The sequence below is a fragment of the Pseudomonas sp. GW822-FHT04H02 genome (assembly GCF_058800645.1).
The window spans coordinates 237736-252651 of sequence record NZ_JBXAMM010000003.1 but is presented as its reverse complement, the minus strand read 5'-3'; the positions used below and the strand labels follow the sequence as shown (position 1 = coordinate 252651).

The following is a 14916-nucleotide window of genomic DNA, read 5'->3' as shown; positions in this document are numbered from 1 at the left end:
GATGAAAAGCCTACGTATCGGCTCCGGCGCCGGTTACTCCGGTGACCGTATCGAGCCCGCCATCGAGTTGGCGCAACAGGGCGACCTGGATTACCTGGTGTTCGAATGCCTGGCCGAGCGCACCATCGCCCTGGCGCAGCAGGCGCGCCTGGCCGACCCGCACAGCGGCTACGACCCGTTGCTGGGGGCGCGGATGCGCGGGGTGCTGCCCTTTGTCGGCGCCACGGCCTCGGGGCGGCGTTTGCGCATCATCAGCAACATGGGGGCGGCCAATCCGTTGGCGGCGGTGGCCGAGGTGCAACGGATCGCCGCCGAGCTGGGCTTGCCAGGGCTCAAGGTGATCGCGGTGCTGGGGGACGATGTGCTCGAGACTCTGCGGGCCCGGCCGGAGTGGGTGCTGGACAACGGGCAGACCCTGGGCTCGCTGGGGCAGCGGCTGATTTCCGCCAATGCCTACCTGGGCGCCCAGGGCATCGTCGACGCGCTGCGGGCCGATGCCGACGTAGTGATCACTGGGCGGGTGGCCGACCCCTCGTTGTTCCTGGCGCCGCAGATCTTCGAGTTCGGCTGGGCCGAGGATGACTGGCTGCGCCTGGGGCGCGGGACCCTGGTGGGGCATCTGCTGGAGTGCGCAGGGCAGGTCAGCGGCGGCTACTTTGCCGATCCGGGGGTCAAGAATGTGGCCGGTCTGGCGCGCCTGGGGTTCCCCCTGGCCGAAGTGGATGCACAGGGCGCGGCGCTGATCACCAAGGTCAAGGGCTCCGGGGGGCAGGTCAGCAGCGCTACCTGTACCGAGCAGTTGATCTACGAAGTGCATGACCCGGCGGCCTACCTGACGCCGGATGTCTGTGCCGACTTTTCCGCGGTGGGCTTTGTCGAGGAGGCACCGGACCGGGTGCGGCTGCAAGGGGCGGCAGGCAGCCCACGGCCTGAGCGGCTCAAGGTCAGCGTCGGCTACCTGGATGGCTGGATCGGCGAAGGGCAGATTTCCTATGGCGGCCCTGGGGCTGTGGCCAGGGCGCGGCTGGCCCGGGATATCGTGCTCGAGCGCCTGGCCCTGACCGGGGTGCAGATGCAGGAAGTGCGCGCGGAACTGATCGGCATCGATGCCTTGCACGGTGTTGAACTGGGCCAGCGAGCGCCTGCCGAACCCTGGGAAGTGCGCCTGCGGGTGGCGGCTCGCTGCACGGACAAGGCCGAAGCGGTGCGCGTCGGCAATGAGGTGGAAACCCTCTATACCAATGGGCCCGCTGGTGGCGGCGGGGCCAGTAAAAGCCTGCGGCAGGTGGTGGCGGTGGCTTCGCTATTACTGCCCCGGGAGGCCGTCAGGGTCACCTTGCATCAGGAGGTACGGGCATGAATGAGGTCAAATTGCGTGACTTGGCGCACTCGCGTACCGGGGACAAGGGCGACACTTCGAATATTTCGGTGATTGCCTACCGCGCCGAGGACTTTGCCTTTCTTTGCGAGCAGCTTACCGCCGAGCGCGTGGCGCAATATTTCGCCGGCTTGCTGGGGAGCGATGCGGCGCCGGTACAGCGCTATGTCCTGGAGAATGTGCGGGCCTTGAACTTTGTCTTGCCGGGCATCCTGCGCGGCGGAGTGACCCGCTCCCTGGCGCTGGATGCCCACGGCAAGTGCCTGGGCGCGGCCTTGCTTGACTTGCAGTTGGCCCGGGGCTGAAGAGCCCCGGGGAGGGCGTCAGACGGTCGCGAAGCGCTGGTTCAGGTAATCGATGATCACCTTGGATTCATACATCCAGGTGGTCTGGCCGTTCTCTTCGATGCGCAGGCACGGCACCTTGATCTTGCCGCCCTGCTCCAACAGGGCCTGGCGGTCCTGCTCGTTGTTTTTTGCGTCGCGCAGGGCCACCGGCACATTCAGGCGATGCAGGGTACGGCGGGTCTTCACGCAGAACGGGCAGGCGTGAAACTGGTACAGGGTCAGGCCCTTGGCGGCTTCCACGACTTGCGCCTGAGCGGCGGCGTCCCGCTGCTGCTTGCGTGGGCGGGTGATGAAGTCGATGAAAATGATGAGTTGGCCCAGGCCGACTCGCAGCGCTTTGACGATCACGGTTATTGCCTCTTGCCCATGAATGAAGGGGCGGCAGCTTACCTGATTTTTCCCGGGCGAAAAAAAACCGGCGATCAACGCCGGTTTTTTCGCCTGCAGCCTGTTACTTGATCAGGCTGAGGAATTCGCTGCGGGTCGCGGCATTCTCGCGGAATTCGCCCAGCATCACCGAGGTGATCATCGACGAATTCTGTTTCTCCACACCGCGCATCATCATGCACATGTGCTTGGCCTCGATCACCACGGCCACCCCGAGGGCGCCGGTCACTTGTTGGACGGCGTCGGCGATCTGCCGGCTGAGGTTTTCCTGGATCTGCAGGCGGCGGGCATACATATCGACGATGCGCGCGACTTTCGACAGCCCCAGGACCTTGCCGCTGGGAATGTAGGCGACGTGGGCCTTGCCGATGAACGGCAGCAGGTGGTGTTCGCACAACGAGTAGAGCTCGATGTCCTTGACCAGGACCATTTCGCTGTTGTCGGAGCTGAACAAGGCACCGTTGGTGACCTCTTCCAGGGTTTGGGCATAACCGCGGCAGAGGTACTGCATGGCTTTGGCGGCACGCTTGGGCGTGTCGAGCAGGCCCTCGCGGGAGACGTCCTCGCCCAGCTGGCCGAGGATCGCGGTGTAATTCTGTTCCAGGGACATGAAACTACCTGTGGGATTTTACGCAAAGGGCAAGGGTACGGTGGCGGACACGACGCTGCAAGCGTGATGCAGCGGCTTTATTCGTCACGGCCTTCCATCATGGTGCGCTTGAGCATGACGTACAGCGCCCCGGTACCGCCATGCCTGGCCTGGCAGGAAGTGAAGCCCAGCACCTGCGGATGCTGGCGCAGCCAGGTGTTGACGTGGCTCTTGATCATCGGTCGCTTGCCGTCCAGGCGCACGGCCTTGCCGTGGGTGACGCGCACGCAGCGGATTTCGAACTGGGTGGCTTCAGCGAGAAAGGCCCAGAGGGTTTCCCGGGCCTTTTCCACGGTCATGCCATGCAGGTCGAGGCTGCCTTCAAAGGGGATCTGGCCGATCTTCAGCTTGCGCATCTGGCTTTCCTGGACCCCGTCGCGGGCCCACATCAGCTCATCTTCCGGCCCCACGTCGATGACGAACTGGTCGGACAGCCCGTCCACCGTGGTGGTCTCGCTGCGTACGGTGGCCGCCTGGCGCAACTTGGCGATCTGCGCCCGGTCGCTCTTGGGTTTGCCTGTATCGGCACGATCGTGCTTGATCGGCTTGACGCCGCGGATCTCGTTTTTGAACAGGGAAAAATCGTCGTCTTGCATGTCAGCCTCCGCGAAGGGCGGCTAGTTTACCCAACTCGGAACACCTTAAGGCGCGCAAATCGCGCCTCGGGAATGTCAGTCGTGTTTTTTCATCAGGTGCGGCGCCATGTTCAGCGCCAGGGGCTGGCGCATGCGCCGCCGGCAGCGCCGCCACAAGCGCACGCCGACATACAGCAGCAACAGGCCGACCACCAGGATCACCGCCGAGCCCGCCGGGCTGGCATTCATTTCCCCCAGCGCCGGGGCACGGCCCAGCAGGCTCGCAGTACCGGCCATCGCCAGCAGCACGCCAAATGTCGCCAGTAGCGCGGAGAATCCCGCACCCAGGCGCAACCGCCAGTTTCGCGGGCTTTTGGGCCGCAATCGGCGTGCGTCAAAACCATCGGATATCTTCATTCCGACCTTCCTCAATGGGTATCGGCCCTTCGACCGGAAGTTGACCGGGTGGTTCCTGAGGCTAAGGCAATTGCTGCAAAGGCGAGGGGTTTATGGATGAGCGGCCCGCCAGCCGCTCACCAGGGCTGATCAGATCAGGCTTGCGGTCTGGGCGAGGGTGGCGAAGTTGTCGGCCATGATTGCCATTTCGGTTTGCTGAACGTGTTCGGCGCTGAGGATGCCACCCTTGTAGGGCAGGTCGCGGGTGGCGCAGGCGTCTTCTACCAGGGTGCAGCGAAAGCCCAGGTTCTTGGCCGCGCGCACGGTGGTGCTGACGCTGGAGTGGCTCATGAAACCGGCGACGATCAGGTCCAGGGAACCGAGGTCCTGCAGGCGCTTTTCCAGTTCGGTGCCGTGGAACGCGCTGGGCAGCAGTTTGCCGATGATGGTTTCGTCGCCTTGGGGTTCAAGGCCGGGAATGAACTCGCCGCGCTCGCCTTGTGGGTCGAACAGGCCGCCGACGGTACCGAGGTGGCGTACGTGCACCACTGGGCGACCGGCAGCCCGGGCCGCGGCCAGCAGTTGGCGGATGTTGGCCACTGCCGCGTCCATGCCGGACAGGGCCAGCGGGCCGCTGAGGTATTCTTTCTGGGCGTCGATGATCACAAGGGTCGCGTGGCTCAAATTGGCCGCTGCATAACCACGACCGCTGAGTTGAAACATCGTCTTTGGAACGGACATTCTGGGGCTCCTGTGAGTGGGGCTTTTGCGCCATTGTCCTCTGGCTGAGCGCTTCTGTGAATCGCTACTAACGTAAGGTGCGCCGTTGCTGGCCTGTAGCCTTGTCAAGTGGGGCAAGGTATGCAGCCTTCCCGAGAAAAAAACGCTTGAACACCATTGCCCGTCGCTGGTTTTTCATTCGTCGTCGGCAAGCGTTTTGGCTGTTAGAATCGCCGGTCGTTTTGTCAGGAGTCTGTGCCGTGATCACTTCCCGCCTGCGCACCTTGCGCGACCATATCCGCTGGGCTGTCAGCCGCTTTCATGGGGAGGATCTGTTCTTCGGCCATGGTACCGACAATGCCTGGGACGAGGCCCGTCAACTGGTGCTCGGCGCCTTGCACCTGCCTTGGGAAATTGCCGACAGCTACCTTGATTGCGCGTTGGAAGACGACGAGCTGGTCCATGTGCAGCACCTGCTCAAGCGCCGTATCCAGGAGCGCGTGCCTACCGCCTACCTGCTGGGCGAGGCCTGGTTCTGCGGCATGTCGTTCATTGTCGATGAGCGCGTGCTGATTCCCCGTTCGCCGATTGGCGAGCTGATCGAAAAACGTTTCGAACCCTGGCTGGGCAGCGAGCCGGCACGGATTCTCGACCTGTGTACCGGTTCCGGCTGCATCGGTATCGCTTGTGCCTATGAATTCCGTGATGCCGAGGTGGTGTTGGCGGACCTGTCCTTCGAAGCCCTCGAAGTGGCCAACCAGAACATCGAGCGCCATGGCGTCGATGAGCGGGTGTTCACGGTCCAGGGCGATGGCTTCGATGGCCTGCCCGGGCAGCGCTTCGACCTGATCGTGTCCAACCCGCCCTATGTCGATGCCGAAGACTTCGCCGACATGCCGGATGAATACCAGCACGAGCCCGAGCTGGGCCTGGCCTGTGGCGAGGACGGCCTGAACCTGGTGCGGCGGATGCTGGCCGAGGCGGCGGACCACCTGACCGAGAAGGGCTTGCTGATTGTCGAGGTGGGCAACAGCCAGGTGCATGTCGAGGCGCTGTACCCGGAGGTCGACTTCGCCTGGCTGGACTTCGAGCGCGGTGGCCACGGTGTGTTCATGCTGACCGCGGAGCAGTGCCGCGAACATCAGGCGTTGTTCGCGTCCCGGGTCTGAGCCGATTGCCGGCCCGCGCAACGCGGGCCTCTGGCGGTCAGGCGTTGCGGCTCAGCGATGAGTCGCAATCCAGATCAGCAGCCCGGCCTGGAACACCGCAAAGGCCACCAGGCAGGTGATGGTGAAGCGCAGACCGGTGTCCTCGCGCTTGTACTTGGTGACTTTCTCTTCCTGCTTGCGCAGCTTCACTTCCAGTTCTTCAAGATTCTGTTCGGCCTGCTGGAGCATCTGCGCCGCTTCCAGAATCTCCACGAACTGCAGCTTTTCGCTATTCCACTGGCCCAGCAGTTCACCCACCTGGACATCCTTGACGCTGCCCTTGAGGTGCTGGGCATCGGCATACACCACATCGAAACCCTGGGTGCGCAGCACGTGGTCACGACGCAGGCGCGTGTCTTCGTTGAGGGCATCCTTGTTCGCCAGATCGAAGCCGTCGACCCGGTAGTGCGGCCACTTCTTCTGGGCCCACTGCGCTGCCTGGGCCAGCAGGAAACGGCCGATCCCGCGGTTCAACGGTTCGACCTGCAGGCCGCCTTCGGGCTCGAAGTGCACCCGGCGAGTGTCGTGCTCGACCCACACATCCAGGTGATTCTGTTCCTTGCGCACCCGTTGGCCGGGGAGGCTGATGGTCATGCGCAGCAGGCTGTGCTCTTTGTTGTTGCGTTCGGCATAACCGAACTCGACAAAGCGCAGAGGCCGTCCGCCCGTGGCGCGATCGGTCTGCAAGGGTGCCAGGCGCAGCATCTTGTGGTGCTCGGCCTGCACATCGGCCCACGGCAGCGGCGGCGCTTCCGGGGCGGCGGCTTCTTGCTCGGTGGCGGGTGAATTCGGGGTATCAGTCATAACGGCGAGATCCTGTCCAATCGCTGCGCGCCGACAGCAATTGAACGGCCGGCAAAGGCTTATCGGCCGTTTTTTTCAGGACTGGAGGGCAAAAACAGCCTAACGGGTGTGAAGTCCGTCAATAAAATCGATGATCGCGCTGCCCAGTTCCGCTGCCAGCGGCAATTGCGGGTCCTTGTAGGAGGCCAGCTGGCGCTTGAGGTCATTGGGCACGATGCGCATCACATGGTTCATGCCTTCGATCAGGGCCAGTTGCGCATCCGGTTTGGCGGCCTTGAGGACCCTGGCGTCATCGACGCTGACCTGGATGTCGTTGCTGCCCTGGATGATCAGCGCCGGCATCTTCAGGCGGGCGAAGGCCGCCGCCGGGTCTTCGCGAAACAGGGTGATCAGGTAAGGCTGCACGCTGGGGCGAAAGATGACTTGCAGGGCAGGGGGCACATCCGGGTCGACCTTGCCGGCCTTGAGGCTGTCCAGCAGCTCATTGCTGCGCAGCATCAGCGCCGGTGGCAGGCGGTAGCTCAACTGCTGGCGCAGGATCTGGTCCACCGGGCGGGCGGTTCCGGAGATCGAGATAACGCCTGCGGCATTCAGTTGCGGTGCCGCCAGCGTGGCGATCAGTGCGCCTTCGCTATGCCCCAGGACTATCAGTTGGCCCAGGCGTGGATCGGCCTTGAGCTTGTTGCCCCAGGCCACGGCATCCGCCACATAGGCGTCCAGGGTCAGGTTGCGTTCGTCCGGGGTCGCGGCGAGGCTGGCGGCCACGCCGCGCTTGTCATAACGCACGCTGGCGATGTTGTGCTTGGCCAGTACCCAGGCCAGGCGCTTGAGGCTGTCGTTGCGCCCGCCATCGGGGTTGTTGCCGTCGCGGTCAGTGGGACCGGAGCCGGAAATGATCAGCACCACCGGCACCGGCTGCTCGGACTTGGGTAGCAGCAGCGAGCCGTACAGCTCACCGTGCCCGGTGTCCAGGCTCACGGGGCGTTGCAGGACGGCCGCATGAACCAGGCCGGTGAACAGGGAAAGGCTCAAGAGAAGAACTCGCAGCATCATCGCGCCATCATGGATAAGGTGCCGGTTTGACTCGGTAACAGGCAGAAGGTTCGAGGATGAACTAGTTGGGTAGCCTGCGTATACTGGCGCACGCGCTAATCCAGATTGAGTTATTTCGGCTGATTTCACGGAGCTCCCTGCATGTCCGGCAATACCTACGGCAAGCTGTTCACTGTCACCACCGCGGGCGAAAGCCATGGTCCGGCGTTGGTCGCCATTGTCGACGGCTGCCCGCCGGGCCTGGAACTGACGCTGGAGGACTTGCAGCGTGACCTGGACCGGCGCAAGCCTGGCACCAGCCGCCACACCACCCAGCGCCAGGAACCCGACGAGGTCGAGATCCTCTCCGGGGTGTTCGAAGGCAAGACCACCGGCTGTTCCATCGGCTTGTTGATCCGCAACACCGATCAGAAGTCCAAGGACTATTCGGCGATCAAGGACCTGTTCCGCCCGGCTCACGCCGACTACAGCTACCACCACAAGTACGGCATCCGCGACTACCGTGGTGGCGGCCGCAGCTCGGCCCGGGAAACCGCCATGCGCGTGGCGGCCGGGGCCATTGCCAAGAAGTACCTGGCCAGCCAGGGCATCGTGATTCGCGGCTACATGAGCCAGCTGGGCCCGATCGAGATTCCCTTCAAGACCTGGGATTCGGTAGAGAACAACGCATTCTTCAGCCCTGATCCGGGAAAGGTTGCGGAGCTGGAAGCCTATATGGACCAGTTGCGTCGAGACCAGGATTCGGTCGGAGCGAAGATCACCGTGGTGGCCGAAGGGGTGATGCCGGGCCTGGGCGAGCCGATTTTCGATCGCCTGGACGCCGAGCTGGCCCATGCGCTGATGAGCATCAACGCGGTCAAGGGCGTGGAGATCGGCGCCGGTTTCGCCTGCGTTGCCCAGCGCGGCACCGAGCACCGTGACGAACTGACCCCGCAAGGTTTCCTCAGCAATAACGCCGGCGGCATTCTGGGCGGCATCTCCTCGGGGCAGCCGATCGTCGCTCACCTGGCGCTCAAGCCGACCTCCAGCATTACCACCCCCGGGCGCTCCATCGATATCGACGGCAACCCGGTGGACGTGATCACCAAGGGGCGCCACGACCCGTGCGTGGGCATTCGCGCCACGCCGATCGCCGAGGCGATGATGGCCATCGTGCTGATGGATCACCTGCTGCGCCACCGCGGCCAGAATGCCGACGTGCGCGTCAGCACGCCGGTGCTGGGCCAGCTGTAATGCCGGTCCTGCCAGTCGCCACGGTCTGAAGGCCGTGGCGGCACTTCCCTACTGGCGGCTTTCCAGTTTCTACCTGTTCTATTTCGCGCTGCTGGGCTCGACCGCGCCATTCCTGGCGCTGTATTTCGATCACCTGGGGTTCTCCAGTGCGCGCATCGGCGAACTGGTGGCCATTCCCATGCTCATGCGCTGCGTGGCGCCCAACCTTTGGGGCTGGCTGGGGGACTACACCGGGCGGCGCCTGGCGATCGTGCGTTTTGGTGCGTTCTGCACCCTGGTCTGTTTCTCCCTGATCTTCGTCGACAAGAGCTATGCCTGGCTGGCCATGGTCATGGCCCTGCATGCTTTTTTCTGGCACGCGGTGCTGCCGCAGTTCGAAGTGATCACCCTGGCGCACCTGCAAGGCCAGGCCTCGCGCTACAGCCAGATCCGCCTCTGGGGCTCCATCGGCTTCATTCTTACCGTGGTGGCCCTGGGGCGTTTGTTCGAGTGGTTGAGCCTGGACATCTACCCGGTAGCGCTGGTGGTGATCATGGCGGGCATCGTCCTCAGCAGCCTGTGGGTGCCTAACGCCCAGCCTCGGGTGCAGGGGCCGCGGCACGCCGGGGAGGGCTTTGTCAGGCAACTGCGCAGCCCCGGTGTGCTGGCCTTCTACCTGTGCGTGGCACTGATGCAGATGAGCCACGGCCCCTATTACACCTTCCTGACTCTGCACCTGGAGCGCCTGGGCTATACCCGCGGGGTGATCGGCATGCTCTGGGCCCTGGGTGTGGTGGCCGAAGTGTTGATGTTTCTGGCGATGAGCTGGCTCCTGGCGCGCTTTTCCGTGCGGCGAGTGCTGCTGGCGAGCTTCCTGCTGGCGGCTCTGCGCTGGTTGCTGCTGGGCAGCCTGGCGGAACACCTCGGGGTGCTGTTGTTGGCTCAGGTGCTGCACGCGGCGACCTTCGGCAGTTTCCACGCCGCCGCCATTCATTTTGTGCAGCGCAGTTTCGGTGCCCGCCAGCAAGGCCAGGGCCAGGCGTTGTACGCGGCCCTGGCGGGAACCGGGGGCGCCCTGGGGGCCCTGTATTCGGGTTATAGCTGGAATGCCCTGGGCCCCACATTGACCTTTAGTATTGCCAGCGTCGCAGCCTTGGCCGCAGCCGTTATCATTGCCACCCGCATGCAAGAGGAGTTGCCGTAATGAGCAGCCTGTCCGTCTACCACGTATCCAGTCCGGACCTGCCGAACAAGGTCCTGACCCACTTCGACGATATCGCTGCAACCCTGGCCGAGCAGGGGATTCGTTTCGACCGTTGGCCTGCCACCACGCGTGTTGCGCCGGGCACCAGCCAGCAAGAAGTGATAAGCGCCTATCAGGAGCAGGTCGATCGCCTGATGACCGAGGGTGGCTACGCCAGCGTGGATGTCATCAGCCTCGATGAAGACCATCCGCAGAAGGCCGAGCTGCGCGCCAGCTTTCTCGATGAGCACCGCCACAGTGAGGATGAAGTACGTTTCTTCGTTGCGGGCCGGGGCCTGTTCAACCTGCACATCGATGACTATGTGTACGCCGTACTGTGCGAAAGGAATGACCTGATCTCGGTGCCGGCGGGCACCGCCCATTGGTTCGACATGGGCGAGCGGCCGAACCTGGTGGCCATCCGCATGTTCAACAACCCCCAGGGCTGGAACGCCAGCCTGACCGGCGACGCGATCGCCAGCCAGTTCCCGCGCCTGGACGATTGAGCGGGGAGCACAACGTCAACGGGCCGGACCCACGCAAGGTGGGGCCGGCCCGGACAGGTGCAGCGCAAGCGGCTTACGCGGAGTGGTAAGTCGGCAGGGCAAAGCGGTTCTGGCTTTGCAGCATGGAGATCTGTGGCAACTCACTGGCCTGTTCGGCCAAGTCCCGACGAATTGCGCTGATGACCCACGACAGTTGGTCGGCGGCGTGCAACTGTGCGTAGGAGATCGAACGCTTGAACTGTTTGCCTTCGCTGTTGCGCAGGGTCAACAGGATGCCACCGTCAGGGCGTGGCTGGGTGGTCACTTCGAAGTTGGAGAACAGGGAAGAAAATTTTTCTTGGATCAGGCTCATGTCTATCAGCTCCGTTAGCTCTTGAAGGGCAAGCGTGGAGTGATAGGTGCAGCGATTGTGCCAGTATCGTTTTTTTAAAATATCCTTTAAAAACAATAGCTTATAAAAATCCAAAAAGCGCCTGTTCGTGCAAATTGCATGAATGGCCATCGTGCATCCTGCATTTTGCAGGTCCGCAGGGGGTGTTGGCGGGTGCCGTGGCAGTGTTGTGACCGCGGGCCAGGGTGGAAAATTCAATCGTTGAAGCGGGGACAAGTACGCTGCGTGGGGAGACCGAGGGTAGATACAAAAGTTTGCAAAAACCCCGTGTACAGCGTCGCGAGAGCTGACGTATTTTCCAGCCAGTCACGTTGGTTCAACCTGGCCTCGGCGGCCCCGCGAAAGCGGCTTGAACGGCGTTTCTGCGACATGGAATGTGTTGTGGCGCGATCTTGCGATCCCGCCCGACCAATAATAAGAACATAGGACGCTCTCCATGAACCTTTCCTGCGCCTCATCGCCGGTGCTCTTTGCAGCCCTGCGCTTGTCCTGCCTTCATCCCTTTGCGAGAGATATCCACAGCTCCCGCGTGCCGCTCGCCGCACCCTGGATCGCTACCCCCGGTTGAGCCTTGCGCCGCTGTTGCCAACGCCCGGCCGGCCAGGCCCGGGCCCAGATCCTTGCTGTGCAACCGGAGCAACCATGAACAAGCACAAGAGCGACATGATCACCTGGGGCATGATGCTGCGTAAGGTGCCCTCCATTGCCAGGGCACTGCCGCGAGTGGTGCGGGGCATGAAGGCGGGCAATATCGACAACCCGGACCAGCCCTGCGGCCTGGGCTGGAGCTTTGAGCAGGCGACCCTGCGCAACCCCGAGGGGCCGGCCTTGCTGTACGGTGATCGGGTGCTCAGTTATGCACAGGTCAATCAATGGGCCAACCGCATTGCTGCCTACCTGCAGGAGCAGGGCATCGGCAAGGGTGATGTGCTGGCGATCTTCATCGAGAACCGCCCGGAATTGCTGGTCACGGTGCTGGCGGTGGCCAAGCTCGGAGGCATTTGCGCGATGCTCAACACCGCGCAGACCCAGGGCGTGCTGGCGCACAGCCTGGCGTTGGTGAAACCGGCGGCGATCATCCTCGGCGGCGAGCTGCAGGCCGCTTACTCGGCGGTACGCGAGCAGGTGGGCATCGATCCGCAGCGCACCTGGTTCGTGGCCGATCAGGACACCTTTGCCGACCCCGGGCCGACCCCCGAGGGAATGCGCAACCTGATGGCCGAGAGCGCCGGTTACCCATCGGACAACCTGGCGCAGACCCAGCGCATCTTCCTCAACGACCCTTGCTTCTACATCTATACCTCCGGCACCACGGGGTTGCCCAAGGCCGGGATCTTCAAGCATGGTCGCTGGATGCGCACCTCTGCCGGCTTCGGCACCATCGCCCTGGATATGCAGCCCGGCGACGTGGTGTATTGCACCTTGCCGCTGTACCACGCCACCGGTCTGTGCGTGTGCTGGGGCTCGGCGATTACTGGCGCCTCGGGCTTTGCCATCCGCCGCAAATTCAGCGCCAGCCAGTTCTGGGATGACGTGCGCCGCTACAAGGCCACGACCGTGGGTTATGTCGGGGAGTTGTGCCGCTACCTGATCGACCAGCCGGCTTGCGCACGGGATACCGAGCACGGGGTCTCGAAGATGATCGGCAACGGGCTGCGCCCGGGCGTCTGGAGCGAGTTCAAGCAACGTTTCGGCGTCGGTCATATCTGTGAGTTGTATGCCGCCAGCGACGGCAATATCGGTTTCAGCAACATCCTCAACTTCGACAATACCGTGGGCTTTTCCCTGATCCCCTGGGCGCTGGTGGAATACGCCCACGATACCGGTGCGCCACTGCGCAACAGCCAGGGCTTCATGCAGAAGGTAGCCAAGGGTGGCCAGGGGCTGCTGCTGGCGAAGATCGACGACAAGGCGCCCCTGGATGGCTACACCGACCCGGAAAAGAACCTCAAGGTGATTCTCAAGGACGTATTCGAGAAGGGCGACTGCTACTTCAACACCGGCGATCTGCTGCGCGATATCGGCTTTGGCCATGTGCAGTTCGTCGACCGGCTGGGAGATACCTATCGCTGGAAGGGCGAGAACGTTTCCACCACCGAGGTGGAGAACGTCCTGCTGGGGCACCCGCAGGTTGCCGAGGTGGTGGCCTATGGTGTCGAGATCCACAACACCAACGGTCGGGCCGGGATGGTGGCGATCACTCCGGCAGAATCCCTGGCGACCCTGGATTTCAGCGAGTTGCTGCAGTTCGCCCGGCAGCAGTTGCCGGCCTACGCAGTGCCGCTGTTCCTGCGGATCAAAGTGAAGATGGACACCACCGGCACCTTCAAGTACCAGAAGAGTCGCCTCAAGGAGCAGGCATTCGATCTGCAGCAAATCGGTGACGAGCCGGTGTATGCCTGGTTGCCGGGCTCGGATACCTACGTGCGGCTGACCCCGCAGATTCTCGCGGACATTCAGGGTGGGCGCCTGCGTTATTGATTCTGCCTATGGTGGCTCTCGGGAAAAAAGGGATGACAGGCTGGCGCCGGCTTGGGGAAACTAGCGCCTTTCCGAATTGCCGAACCTGGAGTTTCCGATGACCGACAAAAGCCGCCAGATGACTGAAGAAGAGGCCGCCCAGTTTGTCGAACAGGTGTTCAACGTGGCCCGCCAGGGCGACGCACAGATGCTCGACAAGCTGGCTGCCAGTGGCCTGCCGGTCAACCTGCGCAATCACAAGGGCGACACGCTGCTGATGCTCGCCGCCTATCACGGCCATGTGGACGCGGTGCAGGTGCTGCTCAAGCACCAGGCCGACCCCGAGATCCGCAACGACAATGGCCAGAGCCCGATTGCCGGGGCTGCCTTCAAGGGCGACCTGGCGGTGGTCAAGGCGCTGGTGGAGGGGGGCGCCCAAGTGGAAGGCTCGTCCTTCGACGGACGTACCGCGCTGATGATGGCGGCGATGTTCAACCGCACGGAAATCGTCACCTACCTGATCAGCCAGGGCGCCGACCCCAAGGCCCGCGACAGCAATGGCGTGAGTGCCCTGGAAGCGGCCAAGACCATGGGCGCCATGGATACCACGGCGCAGCTCGAAAAACTCCTGGCCTGAGCCGGCGATGATCGGGGCGTGCAGGCGTCAGGTGCTGCCTGGCGTGATAGCTCGGGCACTTTAGGCTATTCTTCGCGCCCCTTGATTTCCTCGCTTCCAGGATGTGCCCATGAAAACCGCCCTTATCGAACTCATTAGCAAGATCAGCTCCGGGTGCATGGGCGATGCCGAGATCCAGCAGATCGCCGAGGAGGCGAGCCAGGCCTACGCCGACCCTCAGGGATTCCTGGCAGCCAACCCGGATATCAACTACGACGACAGCTTCCCCATTCCCCTGGGGGAATGGGTGGTGGTCGGCAGCCTGCCGGAAACCGTGTTGTTTCAGGCCGATACCTATGTCGACCTGTTCGCCCAGATCGTCGCCTCGTTCGGCAAGGACGTGGCTTTCAACATCAAGCCCAAGCAGTTGGCCAAGATCGAAGCCCTGACGGCCTTGAACCGCATCCAGATCCAGATGGGCAGCATGAACCCGGAAAACGGCGGCTATGTGTTGATGAACTTCAGCCAGTTGCTGGATGACGAGTTGCAGATGGTACTGGTCTACGGCAACGACGTGCCGCGGGTGCTGGAGCTGTGCGCCGAGGTCGGGATCGCCGCAGCGCCGGCCCTGGAGGCCTTGAAGATCGCCGTTCATGTCTGAAGCCCGAGCGGCTGTGGAATAAAACGGAACCCTGATCCAGCACGGCTATCCTAAAGAGGCACGCCATCATTTAGGGAGCGACACCATGGGTTCCACCTTCAATGGCCTGGTTGGCCTGATCATTCTGGCCCTGGATATCTGGGCCATCATCAACGTACTCAAAAGCGGCGCCGAAACCGGGATGAAGGTCCTCTGGGTGCTCTTGATCATTCTCCTGCCGGTGCTGGGGCTGATCATCTGGGCGATCGCCGGGCCGCGAGGCAATGTGCGGCTCTGAAGCTGGAGACGCAGGTTGCACAGGGAAAAGGGC

General features: G+C 63.0%; 18 protein-coding genes. 10 read left to right on the top strand and 8 right to left on the bottom strand.

Translation table 11 applies throughout. The features are described from left to right. Nucleotide 1 precedes the first annotated feature (1 nt). Nucleotides 2-1360, top strand: a complete 1359-nt coding sequence (locus AC1RMG_RS13380; protein ID WP_053159745.1) for an acyclic terpene utilization AtuA family protein — start codon at nt 2-4, stop codon at nt 1358-1360. Then, nucleotides 1357-1683 (top strand): AtuA-related protein, encoded by a 327-nt coding sequence (locus AC1RMG_RS13375; protein WP_011062627.1) that lies wholly within the window; start codon nt 1357-1359, stop codon nt 1681-1683. The genes AC1RMG_RS13380 and AC1RMG_RS13375 overlap by 4 nt, the downstream gene beginning before the upstream one ends. A gap of 18 nt (nt 1684-1701) precedes the next feature. Here AC1RMG_RS13375 and AC1RMG_RS13370 read toward each other — a convergent pair whose 3' ends face one another. The 5 genes from AC1RMG_RS13370 to AC1RMG_RS13350 all read right to left on the bottom strand — a co-directional run bounded on the left by AC1RMG_RS13370 (nt 1702) and on the right by AC1RMG_RS13350 (nt 4473). Continuing rightward, nucleotides 1702-2073 (bottom strand): glutathione S-transferase N-terminal domain-containing protein, encoded by a 372-nt coding sequence (locus AC1RMG_RS13370; protein ID WP_065365442.1) that lies wholly within the window; start codon nt 2071-2073, stop codon nt 1702-1704. 103 nt (nt 2074-2176) lie between these two features. Then, nucleotides 2177-2722, bottom strand: a complete 546-nt coding sequence (gene folE, locus AC1RMG_RS13365; protein ID WP_011062625.1) for a GTP cyclohydrolase I FolE — start codon at nt 2720-2722, stop codon at nt 2177-2179. 77 nt (nt 2723-2799) lie between these two features. Then, a complete protein-coding gene (locus AC1RMG_RS13360; RefSeq protein WP_011062624.1) occupies nt 2800-3357 on the bottom strand; it encodes a Smr/MutS family protein in 558 nt (185 codons plus the stop codon). A gap of 75 nt (nt 3358-3432) precedes the next feature. Beyond that, nucleotides 3433-3753, bottom strand: coding sequence for a hypothetical protein (locus AC1RMG_RS13355; protein WP_011062623.1), 321 nt, complete (start codon nt 3751-3753; stop codon nt 3433-3435). A 129-nt stretch (nt 3754-3882) separates the two neighbouring features. Then, a complete protein-coding gene (locus AC1RMG_RS13350) occupies nt 3883-4473 on the bottom strand; it encodes a cysteine hydrolase family protein (RefSeq protein WP_011062622.1) in 591 nt (196 codons plus the stop codon). A 239-nt stretch (nt 4474-4712) separates the two neighbouring features. Between AC1RMG_RS13350 and prmB the strand changes: the two genes are divergently transcribed. Continuing rightward, on the top strand, nt 4713-5621 hold the full coding sequence (gene prmB / locus AC1RMG_RS13345) for a 50S ribosomal protein L3 N(5)-glutamine methyltransferase (protein WP_011062621.1): 909 nt from the start codon (nt 4713-4715) through the stop codon (nt 5619-5621). Nucleotides 5622-5672: 51 nt separating this feature from the next. Here the strand turns inward: prmB and AC1RMG_RS13340 are convergent, their stop codons facing one another. Next, on the bottom strand, nt 5673-6464 hold the full coding sequence (locus AC1RMG_RS13340; protein ID WP_011062620.1) for a hypothetical protein: 792 nt from the start codon (nt 6462-6464) through the stop codon (nt 5673-5675). A 99-nt stretch (nt 6465-6563) separates the two neighbouring features. Continuing rightward, the gene (locus AC1RMG_RS13335) at nt 6564-7517 is read right to left on the bottom strand and encodes an alpha/beta hydrolase (protein WP_015636592.1); all 954 of its coding nucleotides are present in this window, start codon (nt 7515-7517) and stop codon (nt 6564-6566) included. Nucleotides 7518-7658: 141 nt separating this feature from the next. Between AC1RMG_RS13335 and aroC the strand changes: the two genes are divergently transcribed. The 3 genes from aroC to AC1RMG_RS13320 are packed head-to-tail and all read left to right on the top strand — an operon-like array spanning nt 7659 to nt 10478. Then, nucleotides 7659-8750, top strand: coding sequence for a chorismate synthase (gene aroC, locus AC1RMG_RS13330; protein ID WP_077934611.1), 1092 nt, complete (start codon nt 7659-7661; stop codon nt 8748-8750). Between the two features lie 34 nt (nt 8751-8784). Next, nucleotides 8785-9933, top strand: a complete 1149-nt coding sequence (locus AC1RMG_RS13325) for an MFS transporter (RefSeq protein WP_011062617.1) — start codon at nt 8785-8787, stop codon at nt 9931-9933. Then, the gene (locus AC1RMG_RS13320) at nt 9933-10478 is read left to right on the top strand and encodes a 1,2-dihydroxy-3-keto-5-methylthiopentene dioxygenase (RefSeq protein WP_015636589.1); all 546 of its coding nucleotides are present in this window, start codon (nt 9933-9935) and stop codon (nt 10476-10478) included. The genes AC1RMG_RS13325 and AC1RMG_RS13320 overlap by 1 nt, the downstream gene beginning before the upstream one ends. Nucleotides 10479-10551: 73 nt before the next feature. Here AC1RMG_RS13320 and AC1RMG_RS13315 read toward each other — a convergent pair whose 3' ends face one another. Then, nucleotides 10552-10830 (bottom strand): DUF3509 domain-containing protein, encoded by a 279-nt coding sequence (locus AC1RMG_RS13315; protein WP_019093389.1) that lies wholly within the window; start codon nt 10828-10830, stop codon nt 10552-10554. A gap of 681 nt (nt 10831-11511) precedes the next feature. On the opposite strand from AC1RMG_RS13315, the gene AC1RMG_RS13310 reads away from it, so the two are divergent. From AC1RMG_RS13310 to AC1RMG_RS13295, 4 genes are all read left to right on the top strand, one after another. Continuing rightward, a complete protein-coding gene (locus AC1RMG_RS13310; RefSeq protein WP_015636587.1) occupies nt 11512-13350 on the top strand; it encodes a long-chain-acyl-CoA synthetase in 1839 nt (612 codons plus the stop codon). Between the two features lie 97 nt (nt 13351-13447). After that, complete coding sequence (locus AC1RMG_RS13305; RefSeq protein ID WP_011062613.1) at nt 13448-13966, top strand: ankyrin repeat domain-containing protein; 519 nt, start codon at nt 13448-13450, stop codon at nt 13964-13966. Between the two features lie 109 nt (nt 13967-14075). Then, nucleotides 14076-14606 (top strand): hypothetical protein, encoded by a 531-nt coding sequence (locus tag AC1RMG_RS13300; protein ID WP_015636586.1) that lies wholly within the window; start codon nt 14076-14078, stop codon nt 14604-14606. 85 nt (nt 14607-14691) lie between these two features. Beyond that, entirely contained in the window at nt 14692-14883 is a 192-nt protein-coding gene (locus AC1RMG_RS13295; RefSeq protein WP_015636585.1) for a PLDc N-terminal domain-containing protein, read from the top strand. The last annotated feature ends 33 nt before the right edge of the window (nt 14884-14916 follow it).

Coding starts and splice junctions, on each gene's coding strand:
- AC1RMG_RS13380 (WP_053159745.1), top strand. CDS start 2: ATGAAAAGCCTACGTATCGGCTCCGGCGCCGGTTACTCCGGTGACCGT.
- AC1RMG_RS13375 (WP_011062627.1), top strand. CDS start 1,357: ATGAATGAGGTCAAATTGCGTGACTTGGCGCACTCGCGTACCGGGGAC.
- folE (WP_011062625.1), bottom strand. CDS start 2,722: ATGTCCCTGGAACAGAATTACACCGCGATCCTCGGCCAGCTGGGCGAG.
- AC1RMG_RS13360 (WP_011062624.1), bottom strand. CDS start 3,357: ATGCAAGACGACGATTTTTCCCTGTTCAAAAACGAGATCCGCGGCGTC.
- AC1RMG_RS13355 (WP_011062623.1), bottom strand. CDS start 3,753: ATGAAGATATCCGATGGTTTTGACGCACGCCGATTGCGGCCCAAAAGC.
- AC1RMG_RS13350 (WP_011062622.1), bottom strand. CDS start 4,473: ATGTCCGTTCCAAAGACGATGTTTCAACTCAGCGGTCGTGGTTATGCA.
- AC1RMG_RS13340 (WP_011062620.1), bottom strand. CDS start 6,464: ATGACTGATACCCCGAATTCACCCGCCACCGAGCAAGAAGCCGCCGCC.
- AC1RMG_RS13335 (WP_015636592.1), bottom strand. CDS start 7,517: ATGATGCTGCGAGTTCTTCTCTTGAGCCTTTCCCTGTTCACCGGCCTG.
- aroC (WP_077934611.1), top strand. CDS start 7,659: ATGTCCGGCAATACCTACGGCAAGCTGTTCACTGTCACCACCGCGGGC.
- AC1RMG_RS13320 (WP_015636589.1), top strand. CDS start 9,933: ATGAGCAGCCTGTCCGTCTACCACGTATCCAGTCCGGACCTGCCGAAC.
- AC1RMG_RS13315 (WP_019093389.1), bottom strand. CDS start 10,830: ATGAGCCTGATCCAAGAAAAATTTTCTTCCCTGTTCTCCAACTTCGAA.
- AC1RMG_RS13310 (WP_015636587.1), top strand. CDS start 11,512: ATGAACAAGCACAAGAGCGACATGATCACCTGGGGCATGATGCTGCGT.
- AC1RMG_RS13305 (WP_011062613.1), top strand. CDS start 13,448: ATGACCGACAAAAGCCGCCAGATGACTGAAGAAGAGGCCGCCCAGTTT.
- AC1RMG_RS13300 (WP_015636586.1), top strand. CDS start 14,076: ATGAAAACCGCCCTTATCGAACTCATTAGCAAGATCAGCTCCGGGTGC.
- AC1RMG_RS13295 (WP_015636585.1), top strand. CDS start 14,692: ATGGGTTCCACCTTCAATGGCCTGGTTGGCCTGATCATTCTGGCCCTG.